Here is an 18268-nt window from a genome sequence, read left to right as displayed (position 1 = left end):
AGCAGGAGGCTCGACCATGCATGCGCTCCCCAGCATTGCGACACCCACGACCGCCACACCGGCGTGGCACGGCTGTATCTTCAATGGCGACTGGGTTCCCGGTAGCGGCGGCACGCTGCAGATCCATGAGCCGGCCACCGGCGGCCTGTTGCACGAGGTCGGCAAGGCCGATCTATCCGATGTGGAGGCCGCCATTGCGCAGGCCAAGCATGCTCAACGTGCCTGGGCAACCACCTCGCCGCGCGAGCGTGCAGCGGTGTTCCACCGCGCTGCGCAACTGATGGAAGCGCACCGCGCCGAGGCCACCTTGCTGATCGCGCGCGAGACCGGCGGCATCATGCCCAAGGCCGAGCGCGAGGTAGGCGAGGCGATTGCCTACTACCAGCAAGCGGCCGGGTTGCCGCTGCAGGCGATGGGCCAGGTGCTGCCAACCGCCGCAGGCCAGCTCAGTCTGGCCAGGCATCTGCCGCTGGGCATCATCGCGGTGATTTCGCCCTTCAACTTCCCGCTGATCCTGTCGCTGCGGTCGGTGGCACCGGCGCTGGCGATGGGCAATGCGGTGATCCTCAAGCCGGACCCGCGCACGCCGTATACCGGCGGTGTGATCATCGCCCAAGTGCTCGAAGAAGCCGGACTACCCAAGGGGCTGCTGCACGTGCTGCACGGCGGCGCCGACATCGGCCAGGCCCTGGTCGAAGCGCCGGACGTGCCGATGATTGCCTTCACCGGCTCCACCGCCGCCGGGCGCCGGATCGGCGAGCTCGCCGGCCGTCACCTGAAAAAGGTAGCGTTGGAACTCGGTGGCAATAACGCAGTGATCGTGCTCGACGACGCCGACCTGGAGCGCGCCGCATCGGCGATCGCCTTCGGTGCGTACCTGCATCAAGGCCAGATCTGCATGGCCACCGGCCGTGTGCTGGTGCAACGCGGCGTGGCCGACGCGCTGACCAAACTGCTGGCCGACAAGGCACGCCACCTGCCGGTGGGTGACCCGGTCAGCGGCACGGTGGCGCTGGGCCCGATCATCGACCAGCGCCAGTTGCAGCGCGTGCTGGACATCGTCGATGACAGTATCGACGCCGGTGCGGTGGTCGAAGCCGGCGCTACCCACGACGGCCTGTTCTATGCAGCGACCGTGTTGTCGAACGTGCGTCCGGGCATGCGGGTGTTCGATGAAGAAGTGTTCGGCCCGGTGATCAACATTACGGTGTTCGACACCGACGAAGAAGCCGCGGTACTGGCCAACCACGGCGAATACGGCCTGGTGGCAGGCATCATGTCGGCGTCGGTGTCGCGCGCCATGGTGCTGGGCGAGCAATTGCACACCGGCCTGCTGCACATCAATGACCAGACCGTGGCCGATGAAGTCATCAATCCATTCGGTGGCACGGGCGCTTCAGGCAATGGCACCAGCGTGGGTGGGCCGGCCGATTGGGAGCAGTACATGCACTGGCAGTGGCTGACGATCAAGCACGCGGTGCCGCAGTACCCGTTCTGAGTGTGCGGCTGATGCCCGGCCGGTGGCTTACCCTGCCGCACGGAAGTGCGATGGGGAGCAGCCGGCGTGCCGGGCGAAGAACCGGCTGAAGTACGCAGCGTCGAAAAATCCAAGGTCGGCAGCCACCTGCTGCACGCTCATGCTGGTGTAGCGCAGGCTGCGCCGGGCTTCCAGCATGAGCCGGCGTTGCAGCAACTGCAGCGCCGAGGCATTGGCCAGGCGCTGGCACACTGCGTTGAGGTGCCCGGGGGTGAGCCCCACCTGCGCGGCATAACGGGCAATGGACCAATGCGCGCGGTAGTGCACATCGATCAAGGCCTGGAAGCTGCGCAGATGCCGCAGGCCTGGGTCGGCATGCGCAGCAGTGCTTGCGTGGTCGTGGGCCTTTTCCAGCGCCGTGCGGGCGCACCAGACCAGCAGTTGCGCGGCCGCTGCCTGCATCGCCACCTCGCGGCCGATGCGTTGCCGCGCGTGGTCGTCGGCAATGCTGGCAAAGACAAGATCGAGCAATGGGCGGCTACGCCCGGCCGCAAGTAGCTGGGGAGATGCCAACGCCTGACGCAACGCAGGCGCGCCCTGCACGGTGGCGTGCACCAGCGGCATGCACAACGTGGCGATATGCCCGCGCACCCGCGGATCGAAATTGAAGCCATGCACGCACATCGGTGGCAACCAGATCACCGTGGCACCGCCGATGCGCTGCGTGCGGCCGTCCAGATGCACGGTGGCCGGGCCACGTTGCACATAGAGCAACTGCGCCAGCTCGTCGTGCCGGTGTGGCGCAATCCGCCAATCATGCAGCCGGCTGCGCGCACCGATCGATTCCCAGTGCAGCAGATCCGGCACTGCCACGCCGTGTTCGCCATACAGGCCGAACGCCGGAACCGCTGCAGCTGCAGATACATCACGCACGCGAGTGGGCATCGTCGAAAAGTCCAAGCACTGCCGGCAATCATCCCTTCAATCGGGCGGCATGGCTACCGACACTGCAACGCATCGTCGCTGCAGGAACTCCGTATGCGCACCCAGGTCGCCATCATCGGCGCCGGCCCTGCCGGTCTGCTACTGGGCCAGCTGTTGGCGAACGTCGGCATCGATGCGGTGTTGATCGAGCGCCAGACGCCTGAACACGTGCTCTCACGCATTCGCGCCGGCGTGCTGGAGCAGGGCAGCGTGGCGCTGTTGCAGCACGCCGGCGTCGACGCACGCCTGCAGCGCGAGGGGCTGCGCCACAGCGGGTTCGAACTGGTCGTGGACGGCCGCCGCGAACGTATCGACCTGCAGCGCGCAGGTGGGCGCAGCGTGACTGTCTATGGGCAGACCGAGGTCACCTTCGACCTGATGCAGGCACGCGAGCGCGTTGGGCTGCGCAGCTACTATCAAGCGCAGGACGTGGCGCTGTGCGACATCAGCAGCGCGCAGCCGGCGGTGGAATTCACCCAGCACGGGCAGCGTCATCGCGTGAGCTGCGATTACATCGTTGGCTGCGACGGCTTCCATGGCATCAGCCGCGCGGCGATTCCGCCCGAGCGGCTGCAACTCTTCGAGCGGGTGTATCCGTTCGGGTGGCTGGGGGTGCTGGCCGACGTGCCGCCGGTGCATGAGGAGCTGATCTACGCACGCCACGCGCACGGCTTTGCGCTGTGCTCGATGCGCTCGCCCACCCGCAGCCGTTACTACCTGCAAGTGCCCACCGGCACGCAGCTTGCGCAGTGGGACGATCACGCGTTCTGGTCAGAGTTGCGCGCGCGTCTGCCAGCATCGCTGGGCGAGCAGCTGGTGACCGGCGCATCGATCGAAAAGAGCATCGCGCCACTGCGCAGTTTCGTTGCCGAGCCCATGCAATACGGCCGGCTGTTCCTGGCCGGCGATGCGGCGCATATCGTGCCGCCGACCGGCGCCAAGGGCTTGAACCTGGCGCTGGCCGATGTGGGCCTGCTGGCTCAGCTGTTCGCGCGCTGGCATCAGCGCGGCGATGCGGCGGTGTTGCAGCAGTATTCGATGCTGGCATTGCAGCGGGTGTGGAAAGCCGAGCGCTTCTCGTGGTGGATGACCAGTTTGCTGCACACCTTCGAGGGCGAAGATGCATTTACTGCACGCATTCGTGATGCCGAGCTGGCGTATCTGCTGCAAAGCGATGCTGGCCGCACCACCGTGGCGGAAAATTATGCCGGCTTGCCGCTGGTCACCTTGCCTGATTGAGCCCCGCACACCAACGCGATGGCCGATCAAAGGGAAGCAAAAAGTGCCCTGGTACACGTCAAAGCGTCTAGCGGGCGAACGAGCGCGGCCGGTAGGGTGGCGGTGACGCGTGCGGAGCGCAACGTTGGCAAGGACGCGTCATTCCCCCAATCGTCGGCACTGACCGCCTTGATGGCATGCGAGCGGCAGGCTGGCCTCCCTACCCAGGAGTACCCCATGAAACAACTGTTCTCCCGCGCGCTGTTGCTGGTCATGCTGTTGGCGCCGATGGCGGCCTTCGCGCAGACCGCCGTCACCGCCAATCCCAACCACCAGAAACTGCTGATCGGCTCCAATTGGTCCGAATCTGCCAACAAGCGCCTGGTCTACGATTTCTGGCGCATCGTGTTCGAAGCCGGCCAGGTGCAGTACGCACCGATGTACATGGACAAGAACTACATCCAGCACAACCCGAACGTGGCCAACGGCCGCGATGCGTTCATTGCCTTCCTCACCGCGTTCGTGCCGCCCACCCCGGTGCAGCCGCGCGTGCAGTTGCCGCTGGTGGCGATCACCGCCGATGGCGATCTGGTCACGCTGGTATCGGTGCGGACCTTGCCGGACCCGCGTGATCCGTCCAAGACCTACACCACCACCTGGTTCGACATGTTCCGCATCGAAAAAGGCCTGATCAAGGAACATTGGGACCCGGACACCATCGCCGGCCGTGCCAATACCGGCGGTCAGTAATCGGTAATGCATTGCCGGCCTGCAGGTGCGGGCCGGCGATGTAGGGTGATCAGCTGATGCGGAAGCCCATGGTGGCTTCCACTGCCTGCTGCCAGCCGGCATACAGCTGTTCGCGCCGCTCTTCGGGCATGTTCGGCTCGAAGCGGCGATCCACCGCCCATTGTTTGGCGATTTCTTCGCGGCTGCTCCAGAATCCGGTGGCCAGGCCCGCGAGGTAGGCCGCGCCCAGCGCGGTGGTTTCGGCCACCTCCGGACGCAGCACCGGCACGTTGAGAATGTCGCTCTGGAACTGCGCCATGAAGTCGTTGGCGATCGCGCCACCGTCGGCGCGCAGCTCCTTCAGTTCGATCCCCGAATCGCTCTGCATCGCGGTGAGCACATCGCGGGTCTGGTAGGCCATCGATTCCACCGCCGCGCGCACGAAGTGTTCCTTACTGGTGCCGCGGGTCAGTCCGAACACCGCACCGCGGATATCGCTGCGCCAGTACGGTGCGCCCAGGCCCACGAAGGCCGGGACGAAATACACGCCGTCGTTGTCACCGGCACGCTCCGCGTAGGCTTGCGAATCGCTGGCCTTGCCGAACATACGCAGCCCATCGCGCAGCCACTGCACCACCGAACCGGCCACGAAGATGGCACCTTCCAATGCGTATTCCACCTTGCCGTCGATGCCCCAGGCGATGGTGGTCAGCAATCCGGCCTTGGAGGCCACGGCCTTGTCGCCGGTATTCATCAGCATGAAACAGCCGGTGCCATAGGTGTTCTTCGCCATGCCCGGTTCAAAGCACGCTTGTCCGAACAGCGCGGCCTGCTGGTCGCCGGCAATGCCGGCGATGGGTACCTGTTCACCGTAGAAGTACTGGGTCTGGGTCATGCCATAGACCTCGCTGGAGGAGCGCACCTCCGGCAGCATCTGCGCGGGCACGTCCAGCATCTCCAGCAGCTCGGCATCCCACTCCAGGGTGTGGATGTTGTACATCATGGTGCGCGAGGCATTGGTGTAGTCGGTCACGTGCACCTTGCCGCCGGTGAGGTTCCAGATCAGCCAGCTATCGATGGTGCCGAAGGCAAGCTCGCCCTTGCGTGCGCGCTCACGTGCGCCGTCCACGTGGTCGAGAATCCACTTGACCTTGGTGCCGGAAAAATACGCATCGATCAGCAGCCCGGTCTTGTCGCGCACCATCTGCTCGTGGCCGGCCTCTTTGAGCTGGGTGCAGATGTCCTTGGTCTGCCGCGATTGCCAGACGATGGCGTTGTAGATCGGCTGGCCGGTGGCCTTGTCCCACACCACCGCGGTCTCGCGCTGGTTGGTGATGCCGATGCCTGAGATCTCGCGCGCGTCGATCTGCGCGTTGTTGAGCAGTTCGGTAATGGTGGTGTAGACGCTGGTCATGATCTCGCGCGGGTTGTGTTCCACCCAGCCCGGCTGCGGAAAGATCTGGCCGAATTCGCGCTGCGCCACGCCGGCCACCTTGCCCTGGCGATCAAACAACATCGCGCGCGAGCTGGTGGTGCCCTGGTCGATCGCAAGGACGTATTTCTTTTCCATCGTGCATTCCTCGAAACAAAGGCCGGCGCACCGCGCGCACGGCGTGACTGTCAGTGCAGCGGTGCGATCACGGCGGATCGAGTGGCGGGGTGGCGGCTTTTTGCAGGTGCAACACCCGCGCCGGCAGGAACGGCAGGATCAGCCACTGGTAGGCGAGGGCGCCCAGCGGGCCACCGATCAACGGCCCGACGATCGGGATCCACCAGTAGTTGTCCTTGGCCGGCAGTGCGGCTTCGCCCCAGCCAGCGAAATACGCGAACAGACGCGGGCCGAAGTCACGCGCGGGGTTCATTGCCCAGGCTTCCAGATACCCCATCGAAGCGCCCAGCGTGGCCACCAGCAAGCCGATCATCAACGCGCCCGAGTTGGCGGTTGGCGCGGCCTCGTTGAAGCGCTCGGTGATGGCGAAGATGCCGAAGATCAGAAACGCGGTGATGATGATCTGGTCCACCAACGCATGCATCGGCGTGACCGCCAGGCCCGGCGCGGTGAAGAACACCCCCGCAGCGCCGCCGGCTTCGCGGGTGAGCTGCTGCACCTGGTTGTAGTGGTCGATCACCGGCCCGTAGAGCTGGTAGACAATCGCCGCGCCAAGAAACGCGCCAACCACTTGCGCGCCCCAGTACGGCAGCACCTTTTTCCAGGAAAAATCACGGAACAACGCCAGCGCCAGCGTGACGGCAGGGTTGGCATGTGTGCCGGACACCGAACCGGTGACATAAATCGCCAGCGTCACCGCCAGACCCCAGGCGATGCACACGCCCCAATAGGCGTTCTGGTACGGGCTGGGATCGTAAAGGATGTACATCGCCGCGACCGAATCGCCCAGCGCGATGATGATGAACATCGCCACCGCTTCGGAGATCAACTCACCAACAAGTTGACGGCTCATGGGCGGCCTTGCGCGCTGCGCGGTGCATGGCCATGGCGGTGTTGCGACGCGTCTGGCGACGCGCAAGTGTGTCTGGTTGTGCTCATCTCAATTGCCCTCCACGAAATACCCATGATGATGCGCGGCGCGCGCGCCAGGATACGTTGCCAACGACCCTTCCTCGTTGGCAACGTCAGTCACGCTGTCAGGCCGGGACCGCGTGCGTCTGCGCGTTGGCGTGCGCAGTTGGCCGCGTCTGCAGATACGCCTCCAGGCGCGCGCGGGCCTCGGCATCTACACGTAGGCCCAGTTTGCTGCGGCGCCACAGGATGTCGTCGGCGGTCTGCGCCCATTCGCGAGCGCACAGGTAATCCACCTCGGCCTGGTACAGGTCCGCACCAAAATGCTGGCCGAGTGCAGCCATGTCCTGCGCATCGCCAAGCAACTGCTCGGCACAGGTGCCGTAGTTGCGCACCAGCCGCTGTGCGGTGGCCGCCGGCAGCCAGGGACGCGCAGTGCGCACACGCTCCAGCAGGCTGGCGATGTCGCGTTGTTCGCCGCCGGGCAGGGCCTCGCCACGCGCGGTCCACGCCGGCTTGCGCGCGCCCAGGGCCTGGGTCAGCCGGTCGACGGCTTCTTCGGCGAGCTTGCGGTAGGTGGTGAGCTTGCCGCCGAACACGTTGAGCAATGGTGCGCCGTCGGTGAGCACTTCCAGCTGATAGTCGCGGGTCACTTCGGCGGCGTTGTCTTCGGCGTCATCGAGCAGCGGACGCACGCCGCTGTAGTTCCACACCACATCCTGCGGGGTGATCTGCTGCTGGAAATACAAGTTCACCGCATCGCACAGGTACTGCACCTCGGCCGCGTCGATCTTGGGTGCGGACGGGTCGGCCTCGTAGTCCACATCGGTGGTGCCGATCAAGGTGAAGTCGTGCTCGTAGGGAATGGCAAACACGATGCGCCGGTCGGGTTGCTGGAAGATGTACGCGTGGTCGTGGTCGAACAGCTTGGGCACCACGATGTGGCTGCCCTTGACCAGGCGCAGCGCATGCTGGTGCGGCACGGCGGCCACCTTGTCCAGGAACGACACCGCCCACGGACCGGCCGCATTGGCCAGCGCACGCGCCTGCACGGTGCGGCGGCGGCCGTCACGGCCTTCCAGCTCCGCGTACCAGAACCCGGCATCGCGCCAGGCACCGACGCAACGCGTACGCGTATGGATCTGCGCGCCACGCTTGGCCGCGTCCATCGCGTTGAGCACCACCAACCGCGCGTCCTGCACCCAGGCGTCGGAATACACGAAGCCGGTGCGCAGCGACTCCTGCAATGGCTGGCCCACCGGGTGCGTGCGCAGCGACAGCCGGCGCGAGCGCGGCAGGCTGCGCTTGCTGCCGCCGAGATGGTCGTACAGAAACAGGCCGGCACGAATCATCCATGCCGGACGCAGATGCGGTTGATGCGGCAGCAGGAAACGCAGCGGCCAGATGATGTGCGGCGCCAGTCGCAACAGCACCTCGCGTTCGGCCAGCGCCTTGCCGACCAATGCGAACTCGTACTGTTCCAGATAGCGCAGGCCACCGTGGATGAGCTTGGTGCTGGCGCTGCTGGTGTGCGCGGCCAGGTCGTCCTGCTCGCACAGGCACACCGACAGGCCGCGCCCGGCCGCGTCACGGGCAATGCCGACCCCGTTGATGCCGCCGCCGATTACCAGAAGATCGTATGTCTCGCCCATCGGTGCCTCCGTCCCAGCTCGCCAGCAACAGCGAACCTAAGTTGTCATGTTCGAACATATTCGAACATAGCACCTTGCGGAGGCGTGAAGAGGCGTAGGTGGCTGATCAGCGGCTTCTAGTAAAAATTGGACTATTGAACCGCGTATTTCGATAGATCTTAGCGATGGATGGATGGCGCGTGTGCCGCAGATCGCCGCAATCGCACACAAACGAACATTATCCAGGCTTGGTCGGTAACCCCGGCCCGAGCCCCGCTGCATGCCGAACAGCACCACGTACATCAGCCGCCTGCTAGACCGCCAGCGCAAGCCCTGCGGCTCCGGCCGCCCAGCCCTCACGCGCGGGAGTCAGCCCGCGACGCCGGCCAGATGCACGCGTGTGCCAGCCTCGGCCAGCACCGTGCGCAGCTCCTCCGGCGGCGGCCGGTCGGTGAACCAGTCGTGCACCTGCGCAATCGCCCCCAGCCGCACCATCGCGTTGCGGCCGAACTTGCTGTGGTCGGCGGCCAGCAGCACCTGCCGCGAATGCTCGATGATCGCCTGGGCCACGCGCACTTCCTGGTAATCGAAATCCAGCAGCGTGCCGTCCAGGTCGATCCCGGAAATGCCGATCACCCCGAAGTCCACCTTGAACTGGCGGATCAGCTCCACCGTCGCCTCGCCGGTGACGCCCTGGTCGCGGCCACGCACCACACCGCCGGCCACGATCACCTCGAAGCTGGGATTGGCGCTGAGCATTACCGCCACGTTGAGGTTGTTGGTGATCACGCGCAGGCCGCGGTGCTGCAGCAAAGCACGCGCCACTTCCTCGTTGGTGGTGCCGAGATTGATGAACAGCGAGGCGTCGTCGGGAATGAAGCGCGCCACCTGCGTGGCGATCTGTTGCTTCTCGCGCGCCTGCAGCGCCTTGCGCGCCGCATACGCCAGGTTCTCCACGCTGGAGGGCATGCTGACGCCGCCGTGATACCGGCGCAGCACGCCGGCATCGCAGAGCAAGGTCAGGTCGCGGCGAATGGTCTGCGGCGTGACCTCAAAGCGCGTTGCCAGCCCTTCCACGTCGGCAAAGCCCTGTTGCCGCACCAAGGCCACCAACTGCTCCTGGCGCGGATTGAGTGCCGGCGCCGGCACGGTCCTGTAATGAGTCGACTCCATGCGCAGATCATCGCCCATGCGCGTGAGGATGCAAGCATGAGCATGGCCGCGCCGCGCTGGGCCAGACCGACCACGGCAGTGGCCGCCTGGCCACTGCGATCACTGCGTGTCATACGCACCACCGGCCAGTCGGTGGATGGTGGGTGGTGGCGAACGGCTCGACTATGACTGCCCCGAAAGGCGACGGGGTCTGTCGCTCACACCACCGCGAATGGTGTCGCATGACACACCCCAGGCACGATGCCCGCGCGCTCAGCCGGAGCCCGCGCGGTAGCCGGTATCGATACTGATGCTGCCGCCCACCGCACGCGACACGCACGCGCACAGCTTGCGGTTCTCGCTGCGCTGGGCATCGCTGAAGAACACGTCGCGGTGGTCGATGTCGGCCGCCGTGTCGAGTACGTCCACCGCGCACAACCCGCATTCGCCGCGTCGGCATTCGGCGATCAGCTCCACACCGGCGTCGGCCAGGGCGTCGAGCATCGATACGTTCTCGGCCACCTGCACTTCCATGCCCAGTCCAGGCAGCTTGACCACGAAGGCCTGCGCCGGCACCCGCCCGCTGTTGCCGAAAGTCTCGAAATGCAGGCGCGCACGCGGCCGGCCGGCGGCGTGCCACTGCTGGCGCACTGCTTCGAGCATGCCCAGCGGCCCGCAGACATAGACCTCGGCATTGGGCGACAAGGTGGCCAGTTCCGCAGCCAGATCCGGCGGGCCGGCCTGGTCGTCGCAATGTAGTTGCAGGCGTGCGCCGAGCAGCGCCTCCAGCGTGTCCACATAGGCCATGGTGTCGCGTGCGCGGCCCACGTACAGCATGCGGAACGCCTGATGCCGGCGCGCCAGCCGCTGTGCCATGCCCACGATGGGCGTCACGCCGATACCGCCGGCAATCAGCAGGATTTCCTCGCCTGCTTCATCCAGCGCGAAGTTATTGCTCGGTGGCGAAATTTCTACCACGTCGCCCGGTGCCAAGGTCCACATATGCCGCGAGCCGCCGCGGCTTTCGGGCATCTGCCGCACCGCCACCTGGTAATAGCCATCGGCGCGGGGCTCGCCTACCAGCGAATAGGACCGCACATCCTCGCGCCCCTGCAGCTGCAGGCGGAAATCCAGATGGCTGCCCACCTCGAAACTGCGCGTGTCCGCGCCCGGGTCGAGCACGATCTCGCGCACGCCCTGGCAGGCATCGGCAACACTCACCACGCGGGCGTGGTGCCAATGGGTGTCTTTACGCATGCTGATCTCCTTGCTTCGATCCCGGTATGCGGCCTGCGCCTGGCGCTTGTGCAGCACGTGCGTGGCGTTGATGCGCTGCAGGCACTGGCGACAGCGCACGGGCCACGCGCGCAACGTGCAGCGGTGTTGATGCATCGCGCATGGCCATCACCCCACCATGCGCAAGGACAGGTCGCCGGCGCGCTGTTCGCGCGCGATCAGGCGGTCGATGACGCGCCGCGCCCACATGCCGCCGGCGTCCACGTTGAGGTTGTAGAACGCGTGGTCAGGATGCGCGTCGATCGCGCGTTGCTGGGCTTCCAGCACGGCTTCGTCTTCGCCGAATACGCCGGTGACGCCTTCGCGCGTGAGCGTGGTCAATGACTGGTCATGCAGCGCGTAGTTGCGCATGAACGCCCAGAAGTAATGACAGGTGGTGTCGGTTTCCGGGGTGATGGTGTTGAGCACGAACCCGTTGACGCCCTGGCTGCGGTCGCCCTGCGGCGCGCCGGTGCCGGTGATGGCCACGCCCACATCGATGGCGATGGTGCCTGGTGCTTCGAAATGGATGATCTGCCAGCGGTCCACCTTGCCGTGGTAGTTCAGGTGCCGCGCGATCTGGCCGGCCCAGAACGGCGGTGGGTCGATGTTGTGCATCCAGCGCGACACGGTCACCGTGCGGTCGCCATGTACCACCTCGAACGGCGCTTCGGCCACTTCGTCCTGGCCGATGCTCGAGCCATGCACAAAGGTTTCGTGGGTGAGGTCCATCAGGTTGTCCAGCACCAGCCGGTAATCGCATTTGGCGTGGATGGTGCGGCCGTCGCCGGCCCAGGCCGGATCGTGCGACCAGTGCAGGTCCGGGATCAGCCCCACATCGGCTTGTGCCGGGTCGCCCGGCCACACCCACACGTAGCGGTGCTTTTCGGCGACAGGAAAGCCGCGCACGCAGGCCGAGGGGTTGATGGTTTCCTGCGAGGGCATGTGCACGCAGCGGCCCTGCGCGTTGTAGACCAGCCCGTGGTAGCCGCAGACCACGTCGTCGCCGCGCAGCTTGCCCATCGACAACGGCACCAGCCGGTGCCAGCAGGCGTCTTCTAGCGCCACCACGGCCCCAGCGGTGGTGCGGTAGAGCACCACGTCCAGGTTGCAGAGCTTGCGCGGGGTGAGCGCGTGCTTGACCTCGTGGTCCCAGGCGACGGCGTACCACGCGTTGAGGGGGAACAGCGGCTTGGACTGGGACATGACCGTGACTCCTGGGCTTCTAGGCAACCTGGGTAAGGACTGGCGCAGGCACTGCGCCCAACCCGAAGTTGACGCGCACTGCGGCGCTGGCGTCCGCTTGCGGGCGAAGTTATGTATACACCGGAGACAATGTTGGCGGCACAAGCGGCCGGTATTTATGTGCGATTATCGAATGACAATTTCGATAATCGGATTGACCGGCGCGTAAACCGGGGCCTACCGTGGCGACACCGTGGTGTGCAGGAGTCTGGAATGGCCGACATCGTTTCCCTGTCCGAGGCCGTGGCACAGCTGATCGCCGATGGCGATTGCGTGGCGATGGAAGGCTTTACCCACCTGATCCCGCACGCCGCCGGCCACGAGGTGATCCGCCAACGCAAACGCAACCTGCGGCTGGTGCGGATGACCCCGGACCTGATCTACGACCAGCTGATCGGCGCCGGCTGCGCGTCGGCGTTGCGCTTTTCCTGGGGCGGCAATCCTGGCGTGGGCTCGCTGCACCGGCTGCGCGACGCGGTGGAACATGGCTGGCCCGCGCCGCTGCAACTGCGCGAACACAGCCACGCGGACATGGCCAACGCGTATGTGGCCGGCGCGTCGGGCCTGCCGTTCGCCGTGCTGCGCGGCTATGTGGGCTCAGACCTGCCCAAGGTCAACGACAGCATCCGTTTCCTGCAATGCCCCTACACCGGGCAGACCCTGGCGACCTCGCCGGCAGTGAATCCGGATGTCACCGTGATCCACGCGCAGCAGGCCGACCGCCGCGGCAATGTGTTGCTGTGGGGCATTCTGGGCGTGCAGAAAGAGGCCGCGCTGGCCGCGCGCAAGGTGATCGTGACGGTGGAGGAGATTGTCGACACACTCGATGCGCCGCCCAATGCCTGCATCCTGCCACGCTGGGTGGTGAGTGCGGTCTGCGTGGTGCCCGGGGGTGCTGCGCCGTCGTATGCGCATGGCTACTCCGCGCGCGACAACCGCTTCTATCTGGCCTGGGATGCCATCGCCCGCGATCGCGCGCGGTTCCAGGCGTGGATCCAGGCCCACATCCTGGACACCGACGACTTTGCCGGGTTCCAGCGCGTATATGCCGGCAGCCAGCACTCGGAGGCGGCATGAGCGAGTACAGCACCAACGAAATGATGACCGTGGCGGCGGCACGTCGCCTGCCCGATGGCGCGGTGTGTTTCGTCGGCATCGGCCTGCCCTCCACCGCGGCGAATCTGGCGCGTCTGACGCATGCACCGGAGGTCACGTTGATCTACGAATCCGGCCCGATCGGTGCGCGCCCGCAGGTGTTGCCGCTGTCGATCGGCGACGGCGAACTGGCCGAGACCGCCGACACCGTGGTCTCCACCCCGGAGATCTTTCGCTATTGGCTGCAAGGCGGGCGGGTGGATGTGGGGTTCCTGGGCGCGGCGCAGATCGACCGCCATGCCAACCTCAACACCACCGTGATCGGCCCCTACGCCGCACCGAAGACGCGCCTGCCCGGTGCCGGCGGCGCGCCGGAAATCGCCACCAGCGCCAAGCAGGTCTTCATCATCATGCGGCAGTCCACGCGCAGCTTCGTGCAGACCCTGGACTTCATCACCACCGTCGGTCATCTGGACGGCGGTGATGCGCGCACCCGCGCCGGCCTGCCCGGTGCCGGCCCCACCGTGGTGGTCACCGATCTATGCGTGATGGAACCCGACCCGGTCAGCCGCGAGCTCACCGTGACCGCGCTGCATCCTGGCGTGACCCAGGCGCAGGTCACCGCAGCCACCGGCTGGGCGGTGCGCTTTGCGGCAACGCTGACCGAAACTGCCGCACCCACCGCCACCGAGTTGCACGCCTTGCGCGCGTTGCAGGCACGCACCGCCGCAGCCCACGGAACGCAAGCGGCGGGAGCCGAGGCATGAGCGAGGTCTATCTGGTGGATGGCATTCGCACGCCGATCGGCCGTTACGGCGGCGCACTGTCCAGCGTGCGCGCCGACGACCTGGGCGCGGTGCCGATCGCCGCGTTGCTGGCGCGGCATCCGCAGCTGGACCCGGCGGCCATCGACGATGTCTACCTGGGCTGCGTCAACCAGGCCGGCGAGGACAACCGCAATGTCGCGCGGATGAGTGTGTTGCTGGCTGGCTTGCCCAGTTCGGTGCCGGGCAGCACGGTGAATCGCCTGTGCGGCTCGGGGCTGGAAGCGGTGGGCATTGCGGCACGCGGCATCCGTGCCGGCGAACTGGAGCTGGCAGTGGCTGGCGGCGTGGAGTCGATGTCGCGCGCGCCGTGGGTGATGGGCAAGGCGGAATCGGCGTTCGCCCGGACCCAGCACCTGCACGACACCACCATGGGCTGGCGCTTCATCAATCCGCGCCTGGAAGCGACCTACGGCGTGGAGCTGATGGGCGAGACCGCCGAGAACGTCGCGCAGCGCTACGCCATCAGCCGCGACGACCAGGATGCGTTTGCCCTGCGCAGCCAGCAGCGCACCGCCGCCGCGCAGGCCGCCGGCTTCTTCGACGACGAGATCACCGCAGTGGCGGTGGCCGGGCGCAAGGGCGGCGAGGGCGTGCAGGTCATGCGCGACGAACACCCGCGGGCCGATGCCAGTGCCGAGGCCCTGGCGCGGCTCAAGCCGGTGTTCCGCCAGCCGGGCACGGTCACGGCCGGCAATGCGGCCGGCCTCAATGACGGTGCCGCCAGCCTGTTGCTGGCCTCGGCGCGCGCGCTGCACCTGCACGGGCTCACGCCACGCGCGCGGGTGCTGGGGTTTGCCTCGGCGGGCGTGGAGCCAACCTACATGGGCATCGGCCCGATCCCGGCCACGCAACGCCTGCTGGCGCGGCTGGGGCTGCAGATCGTGCAATTCGATGCGATCGAATTCAACGAAGCCTTCGCCGCGCAGGCGCTGGCCTGCACGCGCGCGTTCGGCTTGGCCGACGATGCCGCGCACGTCAATGCCAACGGCGGCGCGATTGCGCTGGGCCACCCGTTGGGCATGAGTGGCGCACGGCTCGCACTGACGCTGCTACGTCAACTCGACGCCTGCAATGGCCGCCGCGGGCTAGCCAGCATGTGTATTGGCGTTGGTCAGGGCGTAGCGCTGGCGATCGAGCGTGTTTGAGCGCCATGATCTCGCGCCCTGCGCCGTTGCATGCCCACTTCATCGATCACGCTCACACCTGCGTCTGACGGAGATGCCGATGCACGACCTTCCCCCTGATACGCCGCCCGGCGATGCCCTGCTCGGCTATCGGCGCCCCCGCGCCGGCACACAGCCTGCCTATCTGCATGCGCCGTATGCGTCCACCGCGTTGCGTGCGCCCACACGTGCACCGATCGCCATGCCGGTCACGCTGTCGGAAGTCACCGGGCCACGGCCTTCGCAAATCACCCTGGGCGCGCATGCGGCCGACCTCACCGCCGGCTTTGCCGGTGAGCCACTGGGCGAGCGCATTATCGTTTCAGGCCGTGTGCTCGACGAAAACGGCGCGCCGGTCCGCAATAGCGTGGTGGAAGTCTGGCAATGCAATGCGGCCGGGCGCTACCAGCACGAAGGCGACCGCCACGATGCGCCGCTGGACCCCAACTTTCGCGGCACCGGCCAGGTGCTGACCGACGCGCACGGGCGCTATGCCTTCAAGACCATCAAGCCCGGCGCCTATCCCTGGCGCAACCACTACAACGCCTGGCGGCCGGCGCATATCCATTTCTCGCTGCACGGCGATGGCATCGGCCAACGCCTGATCACGCAGATGTATTTCCCCGGTGATCCGTTGCTCGCGCACGACCCGATCTACAACTGCGTGGACGACCCGCTGGCACGCGAACGCATGGTGTCCAGTTTCGATTGGGAGCACGCGGTGAGCGAATACGCGCTGGCTTATCGGTTCGACATCGTGCTGCGCGGCCGCAAGCAAACCGTCTGGGAGTGAGCCAATGAGCCTGCATGCAACGCCGTCGCAAACGGTCGGCCCGTACTACCGGCTGGGGCTGGAGCCCTTGTATCGCGCACAGATCGCACCGGAGCACGCGGCCGGCACGCAGGTGCAGATCAGCGGATGCGTGTTCGATGGGGCCGGCATGCCGGTTAGCGATGCGGTGCTGGAGCTGTGGCAGGCCGATGCCGCCGGCATCTATGCCCATGCGCACGATCCGCGCTGCGCCGCGCACGACCCCAGTTTCGATGGCTGGGGCCGCGTGCCCACCGATGCACAGGGCCGCTACCGGCTCAGCACCATCCTGCCAGGCCCGGTGGCCGGTCCGAACGGGCAGCCGCAGGCGGCGCATCTGGTCGTGCTCGTGTTCATGCGCGGGCTGTTGCGCGGCGTGGCAACGCGGCTGTACTTCGCCGACGACCCACAGCTGAGCGGTGACCCCATCCTCGCGCTGGTGCCGCCCGAACGGCGCGGCACATTGCTGGCGCGCGCGCGCAGCGCTGGCGACTACGTGTGGGACATCCACATGCAGGGCGATGCCGAGACGGTGTTCTTCAGTTACTGATGGGCGCGTGCACTGAAACGCGTGCCTGAAGAGGCAGTTGTTTGCACAGGTCGCCAGGGTGTTGGTGCATGCAAGCAGGGCCTGCACGTCGCGTCATCGGCGTGGCATCGCGCCCGCGCAAGCGAGGTGCCGGTGCACCGCCGCCGCTCACGCGAGCCGCGCGTCCGGCACGCGCATGGTTGGCACCTGTGCGCATCGGTGCCATGCTCCGGCCACGCCAAGAGATGCAATGCATGAGTGCACCGTTTTCCCTGCTGGGCGGCCTGTTTGGCGACCCCGCGTGCGATGAAGTGTTCGACGATGCCGCACGCGTGCAGGCGATGCTGGACTTCGAGTCCGCGCTGGCCCGGGCGCAAGCGCAATGCGGGGTAATTCCGCTGGCGGCTGCGCAGGTCATTGCCGCGCAGTGTCACGCAGCGCAGTACGACCTGGCCGCATTGGCGCAGGCCACCGCACTGGCCGGCAACCCTGCCATTCCGTTGATCAAGGAGCTGACCCGGCAGGTGGCCGCGCACGATGCCGATGCCGCGCGCTGGGTGCATTGGGGCGCCACCAGCCAGGACGTGATCGATACCGGCAGTGTGCTGCAACTGCGCGCGGCCTTCGACCTGCTGCTGCCGCGCCTGGACGCACTGTGCGCCTGCCTGGCGACGCTGGCCGCACGCGAGCGCGCCACCGGGCTGCCGGGCCGCACCCTGTTGCAGCAGGCGGTACCCGTGACCTTCGGGCTCAAGGCCGCCGGCTGGCTGGACGCCTTGCAGCGCGCACGCCGCCGCCTGCACACCGCGCGGACCGAGGCGTTGGTGCTGCAATTCGGCGGCGCCGCCGGCACCCTGGCGGCGCTGGAAACGCGTGGGCTGGAGGTGGCGCAGGCCTTGGCGCAGGCGCTGCAGTTACCGCTGCCGGCGTTGCCCTGGCACACCGCGCGCGACCGCCTGGTGGAGGTGGGTTGCGCATTCGCGTTGCTGGCCGGCAGCCTGGGCAAGATCGGCGGCGATGTGGTGCTGCTGATGCAATCGGAAGTGGGCGAGGCGTTCGAGCCGGCGGCGGCGGGCAAGGGCGGCTCCTCGGCGATGCCGCACAAGCGCAACCCGGTGGCCGGCGTGGTGGCGGTCGCCGCGGCCGCGCGCGTGCCCGGGCTGGTGGCCACCTTGTTCGCCACGATGGCGCAGCCACACGAGCGCGCGGCCGGGCAGTGGCATGCCGAATGGGAAACGCTACCGGAGATCGTGCGCCTGACCGCCGGCAGCCTGGCGCAGATGCAGGCCTGCCTGGTCGGGCTGGAACTGGACCGCACACGCATGCAGGCGCATCTGCACAGCCACGGTGGCGTGCTCTACGCGGAGGCCGCGGTGTTCGCACTGGCGCCGCAGCTGGGCAAGTCGCAGGCGCATACGTTGGTCGAACATGCGGTGGCGCGTGCGCAGTCGGCAGGGCGTCATCTGCGCGAGGAGCTGGCCGATGATCCTCACGTGCAGGCAATGCTCTCGCCGGCACAACTGGAGGCGATCTTCGCGCCCGACAGCTGGCGTGGCATGGCGTCGGTCTGGATCGACCGCGTCCTGGCCGCTTCACCTTCCCCCTGACGGT

General features: G+C 66.9%; 16 protein-coding genes. 9 read left to right on the top strand and 7 right to left on the bottom strand.

Annotated elements, in window-relative coordinates; all coding sequences use genetic code 11:
- The first annotated feature begins 16 nt into the window (after positions 1 to 16).
- On the top strand, positions 17 to 1498 hold the full coding sequence (locus QRM89_RS10400; protein ID WP_042597496.1) for a benzaldehyde dehydrogenase: 1482 nt from the start codon (positions 17 to 19) through the stop codon (positions 1496 to 1498).
- 27 nt (positions 1499 to 1525) lie between these two features.
- Here the strand turns inward: QRM89_RS10400 and QRM89_RS10395 are convergent, their stop codons facing one another.
- Positions 1526 to 2422 carry a helix-turn-helix domain-containing protein gene (locus QRM89_RS10395; protein ID WP_285447952.1) on the bottom strand — a complete coding sequence of 299 codons (897 nt, stop codon included), beginning with the start codon at positions 2420 to 2422 and terminating at the stop codon, positions 1526 to 1528.
- A gap of 93 nt (positions 2423 to 2515) precedes the next feature.
- Between QRM89_RS10395 and pobA the strand changes: the two genes are divergently transcribed.
- Both pobA and QRM89_RS10385 read left to right on the top strand, forming a co-directional pair.
- On the top strand, positions 2516 to 3700 hold the full coding sequence (gene pobA / locus QRM89_RS10390) for a 4-hydroxybenzoate 3-monooxygenase (protein ID WP_285447951.1): 1185 nt from the start codon (positions 2516 to 2518) through the stop codon (positions 3698 to 3700).
- Positions 3701 to 3916: 216 nt separating this feature from the next.
- Complete coding sequence (locus QRM89_RS10385) at positions 3917 to 4429, top strand: nuclear transport factor 2 family protein (protein WP_285447950.1); 513 nt, start codon at positions 3917 to 3919, stop codon at positions 4427 to 4429.
- Positions 4430 to 4478: 49 nt separating this feature from the next.
- Here the strand turns inward: QRM89_RS10385 and glpK are convergent, their stop codons facing one another.
- From glpK to QRM89_RS10355, 6 genes are all read right to left on the bottom strand, one after another.
- Positions 4479 to 5978 (bottom strand): glycerol kinase GlpK, encoded by a 1500-nt coding sequence (gene glpK / locus QRM89_RS10380; RefSeq protein WP_011035612.1) that lies wholly within the window; start codon positions 5976 to 5978, stop codon positions 4479 to 4481.
- A 67-nt stretch (positions 5979 to 6045) separates the two neighbouring features.
- Positions 6046 to 6870: an MIP/aquaporin family protein gene (locus tag QRM89_RS10375; RefSeq protein WP_011035613.1), complete on the bottom strand. Its 825-nt coding sequence runs from the start codon at positions 6868 to 6870 to the stop codon at positions 6046 to 6048.
- A 184-nt stretch (positions 6871 to 7054) separates the two neighbouring features.
- Positions 7055 to 8581, bottom strand: a complete 1527-nt coding sequence (glpD, locus tag QRM89_RS10370) for a glycerol-3-phosphate dehydrogenase (protein ID WP_274394519.1) — start codon at positions 8579 to 8581, stop codon at positions 7055 to 7057.
- 348 nt (positions 8582 to 8929) lie between these two features.
- Positions 8930 to 9751, bottom strand: a complete 822-nt coding sequence (locus QRM89_RS10365; RefSeq protein WP_012437127.1) for a DeoR family transcriptional regulator — start codon at positions 9749 to 9751, stop codon at positions 8930 to 8932.
- 234 nt (positions 9752 to 9985) lie between these two features.
- Positions 9986 to 10969, bottom strand: coding sequence for a PDR/VanB family oxidoreductase (locus QRM89_RS10360; RefSeq protein ID WP_103700947.1), 984 nt, complete (start codon positions 10967 to 10969; stop codon positions 9986 to 9988).
- Positions 10970 to 11116: 147 nt separating this feature from the next.
- Entirely contained in the window at positions 11117 to 12193 is a 1077-nt protein-coding gene (locus tag QRM89_RS10355; RefSeq protein ID WP_103700876.1) for an aromatic ring-hydroxylating dioxygenase subunit alpha, read from the bottom strand.
- A gap of 252 nt (positions 12194 to 12445) precedes the next feature.
- Here QRM89_RS10355 and QRM89_RS10350 point away from each other — a divergent pair, with 252 nt between their 5' ends.
- From QRM89_RS10350 to QRM89_RS10325, 6 genes are all read left to right on the top strand, one after another.
- On the top strand, positions 12446 to 13309 hold the full coding sequence (locus QRM89_RS10350) for a CoA-transferase (RefSeq protein WP_103700877.1): 864 nt from the start codon (positions 12446 to 12448) through the stop codon (positions 13307 to 13309).
- Entirely contained in the window at positions 13306 to 14094 is a 789-nt protein-coding gene (locus tag QRM89_RS10345) for a CoA-transferase subunit beta (RefSeq protein ID WP_103700878.1), read from the top strand. The genes QRM89_RS10350 and QRM89_RS10345 overlap by 4 nt, the downstream gene beginning before the upstream one ends.
- Complete coding sequence (gene pcaF, locus QRM89_RS10340) at positions 14091 to 15299, top strand: 3-oxoadipyl-CoA thiolase (protein WP_285447949.1); 1209 nt, start codon at positions 14091 to 14093, stop codon at positions 15297 to 15299. The genes QRM89_RS10345 and pcaF overlap by 4 nt, the downstream gene beginning before the upstream one ends.
- A gap of 73 nt (positions 15300 to 15372) precedes the next feature.
- Entirely contained in the window at positions 15373 to 16110 is a 738-nt protein-coding gene (gene pcaH / locus QRM89_RS10335) for a protocatechuate 3,4-dioxygenase subunit beta (protein WP_076037395.1), read from the top strand.
- 4 nt (positions 16111 to 16114) lie between these two features.
- On the top strand, positions 16115 to 16678 hold the full coding sequence (gene pcaG / locus QRM89_RS10330; protein ID WP_076037394.1) for a protocatechuate 3,4-dioxygenase subunit alpha: 564 nt from the start codon (positions 16115 to 16117) through the stop codon (positions 16676 to 16678).
- Positions 16679 to 16881: 203 nt separating this feature from the next.
- Positions 16882 to 18264, top strand: coding sequence for a 3-carboxy-cis,cis-muconate cycloisomerase (locus QRM89_RS10325; RefSeq protein WP_285447948.1), 1383 nt, complete (start codon positions 16882 to 16884; stop codon positions 18262 to 18264).
- The last annotated feature ends 4 nt before the right edge of the window (positions 18265 to 18268 follow it).

This window comes from Xanthomonas sp. LMC-A-07, assembly GCF_030208825.1.
In the GTDB taxonomy this organism is placed as follows: domain Bacteria; phylum Pseudomonadota; class Gammaproteobacteria; order Xanthomonadales; family Xanthomonadaceae; genus Xanthomonas; species Xanthomonas campestris.
Note: the sequence above shows the minus strand (reverse complement) of the source record. Positions and strands in the feature narration are given on the sequence as shown.

What these genes read in the sequence shown, in the direction of transcription:
- glpK (WP_011035612.1), bottom strand. Translation starts at nt 5,978, where the DNA reads ATGGAAAAGAAATACGTCCTTGCGATCGACCAGGGCACCACCAGCTCG.
- QRM89_RS10345 (WP_103700878.1), top strand. Translation starts at nt 13,306, where the DNA reads ATGAGCGAGTACAGCACCAACGAAATGATGACCGTGGCGGCGGCACGT.
- pcaF (WP_285447949.1), top strand. Translation starts at nt 14,091, where the DNA reads ATGAGCGAGGTCTATCTGGTGGATGGCATTCGCACGCCGATCGGCCGT.
- glpD (WP_274394519.1), bottom strand. Translation starts at nt 8,581, where the DNA reads ATGGGCGAGACATACGATCTTCTGGTAATCGGCGGCGGCATCAACGGG.
- QRM89_RS10395 (WP_285447952.1), bottom strand. Translation starts at nt 2,422, where the DNA reads ATGCCCACTCGCGTGCGTGATGTATCTGCAGCTGCAGCGGTTCCGGCG.
- pcaG (WP_076037394.1), top strand. Translation starts at nt 16,115, where the DNA reads ATGAGCCTGCATGCAACGCCGTCGCAAACGGTCGGCCCGTACTACCGG.
- QRM89_RS10355 (WP_103700876.1), bottom strand. Translation starts at nt 12,193, where the DNA reads ATGTCCCAGTCCAAGCCGCTGTTCCCCCTCAACGCGTGGTACGCCGTC.
- QRM89_RS10325 (WP_285447948.1), top strand. Translation starts at nt 16,882, where the DNA reads ATGCTCCGGCCACGCCAAGAGATGCAATGCATGAGTGCACCGTTTTCC.
- pcaH (WP_076037395.1), top strand. Translation starts at nt 15,373, where the DNA reads ATGCCGATGCACGACCTTCCCCCTGATACGCCGCCCGGCGATGCCCTG.
- QRM89_RS10365 (WP_012437127.1), bottom strand. Translation starts at nt 9,751, where the DNA reads ATGGGCGATGATCTGCGCATGGAGTCGACTCATTACAGGACCGTGCCG.
- pobA (WP_285447951.1), top strand. Translation starts at nt 2,516, where the DNA reads ATGCGCACCCAGGTCGCCATCATCGGCGCCGGCCCTGCCGGTCTGCTA.
- QRM89_RS10360 (WP_103700947.1), bottom strand. Translation starts at nt 10,969, where the DNA reads ATGCGTAAAGACACCCATTGGCACCACGCCCGCGTGGTGAGTGTTGCC.
- QRM89_RS10385 (WP_285447950.1), top strand. Translation starts at nt 3,917, where the DNA reads ATGAAACAACTGTTCTCCCGCGCGCTGTTGCTGGTCATGCTGTTGGCG.
- QRM89_RS10400 (WP_042597496.1), top strand. Translation starts at nt 17, where the DNA reads ATGCATGCGCTCCCCAGCATTGCGACACCCACGACCGCCACACCGGCG.
- QRM89_RS10350 (WP_103700877.1), top strand. Translation starts at nt 12,446, where the DNA reads ATGGCCGACATCGTTTCCCTGTCCGAGGCCGTGGCACAGCTGATCGCC.
- QRM89_RS10375 (WP_011035613.1), bottom strand. Translation starts at nt 6,870, where the DNA reads ATGAGCCGTCAACTTGTTGGTGAGTTGATCTCCGAAGCGGTGGCGATG.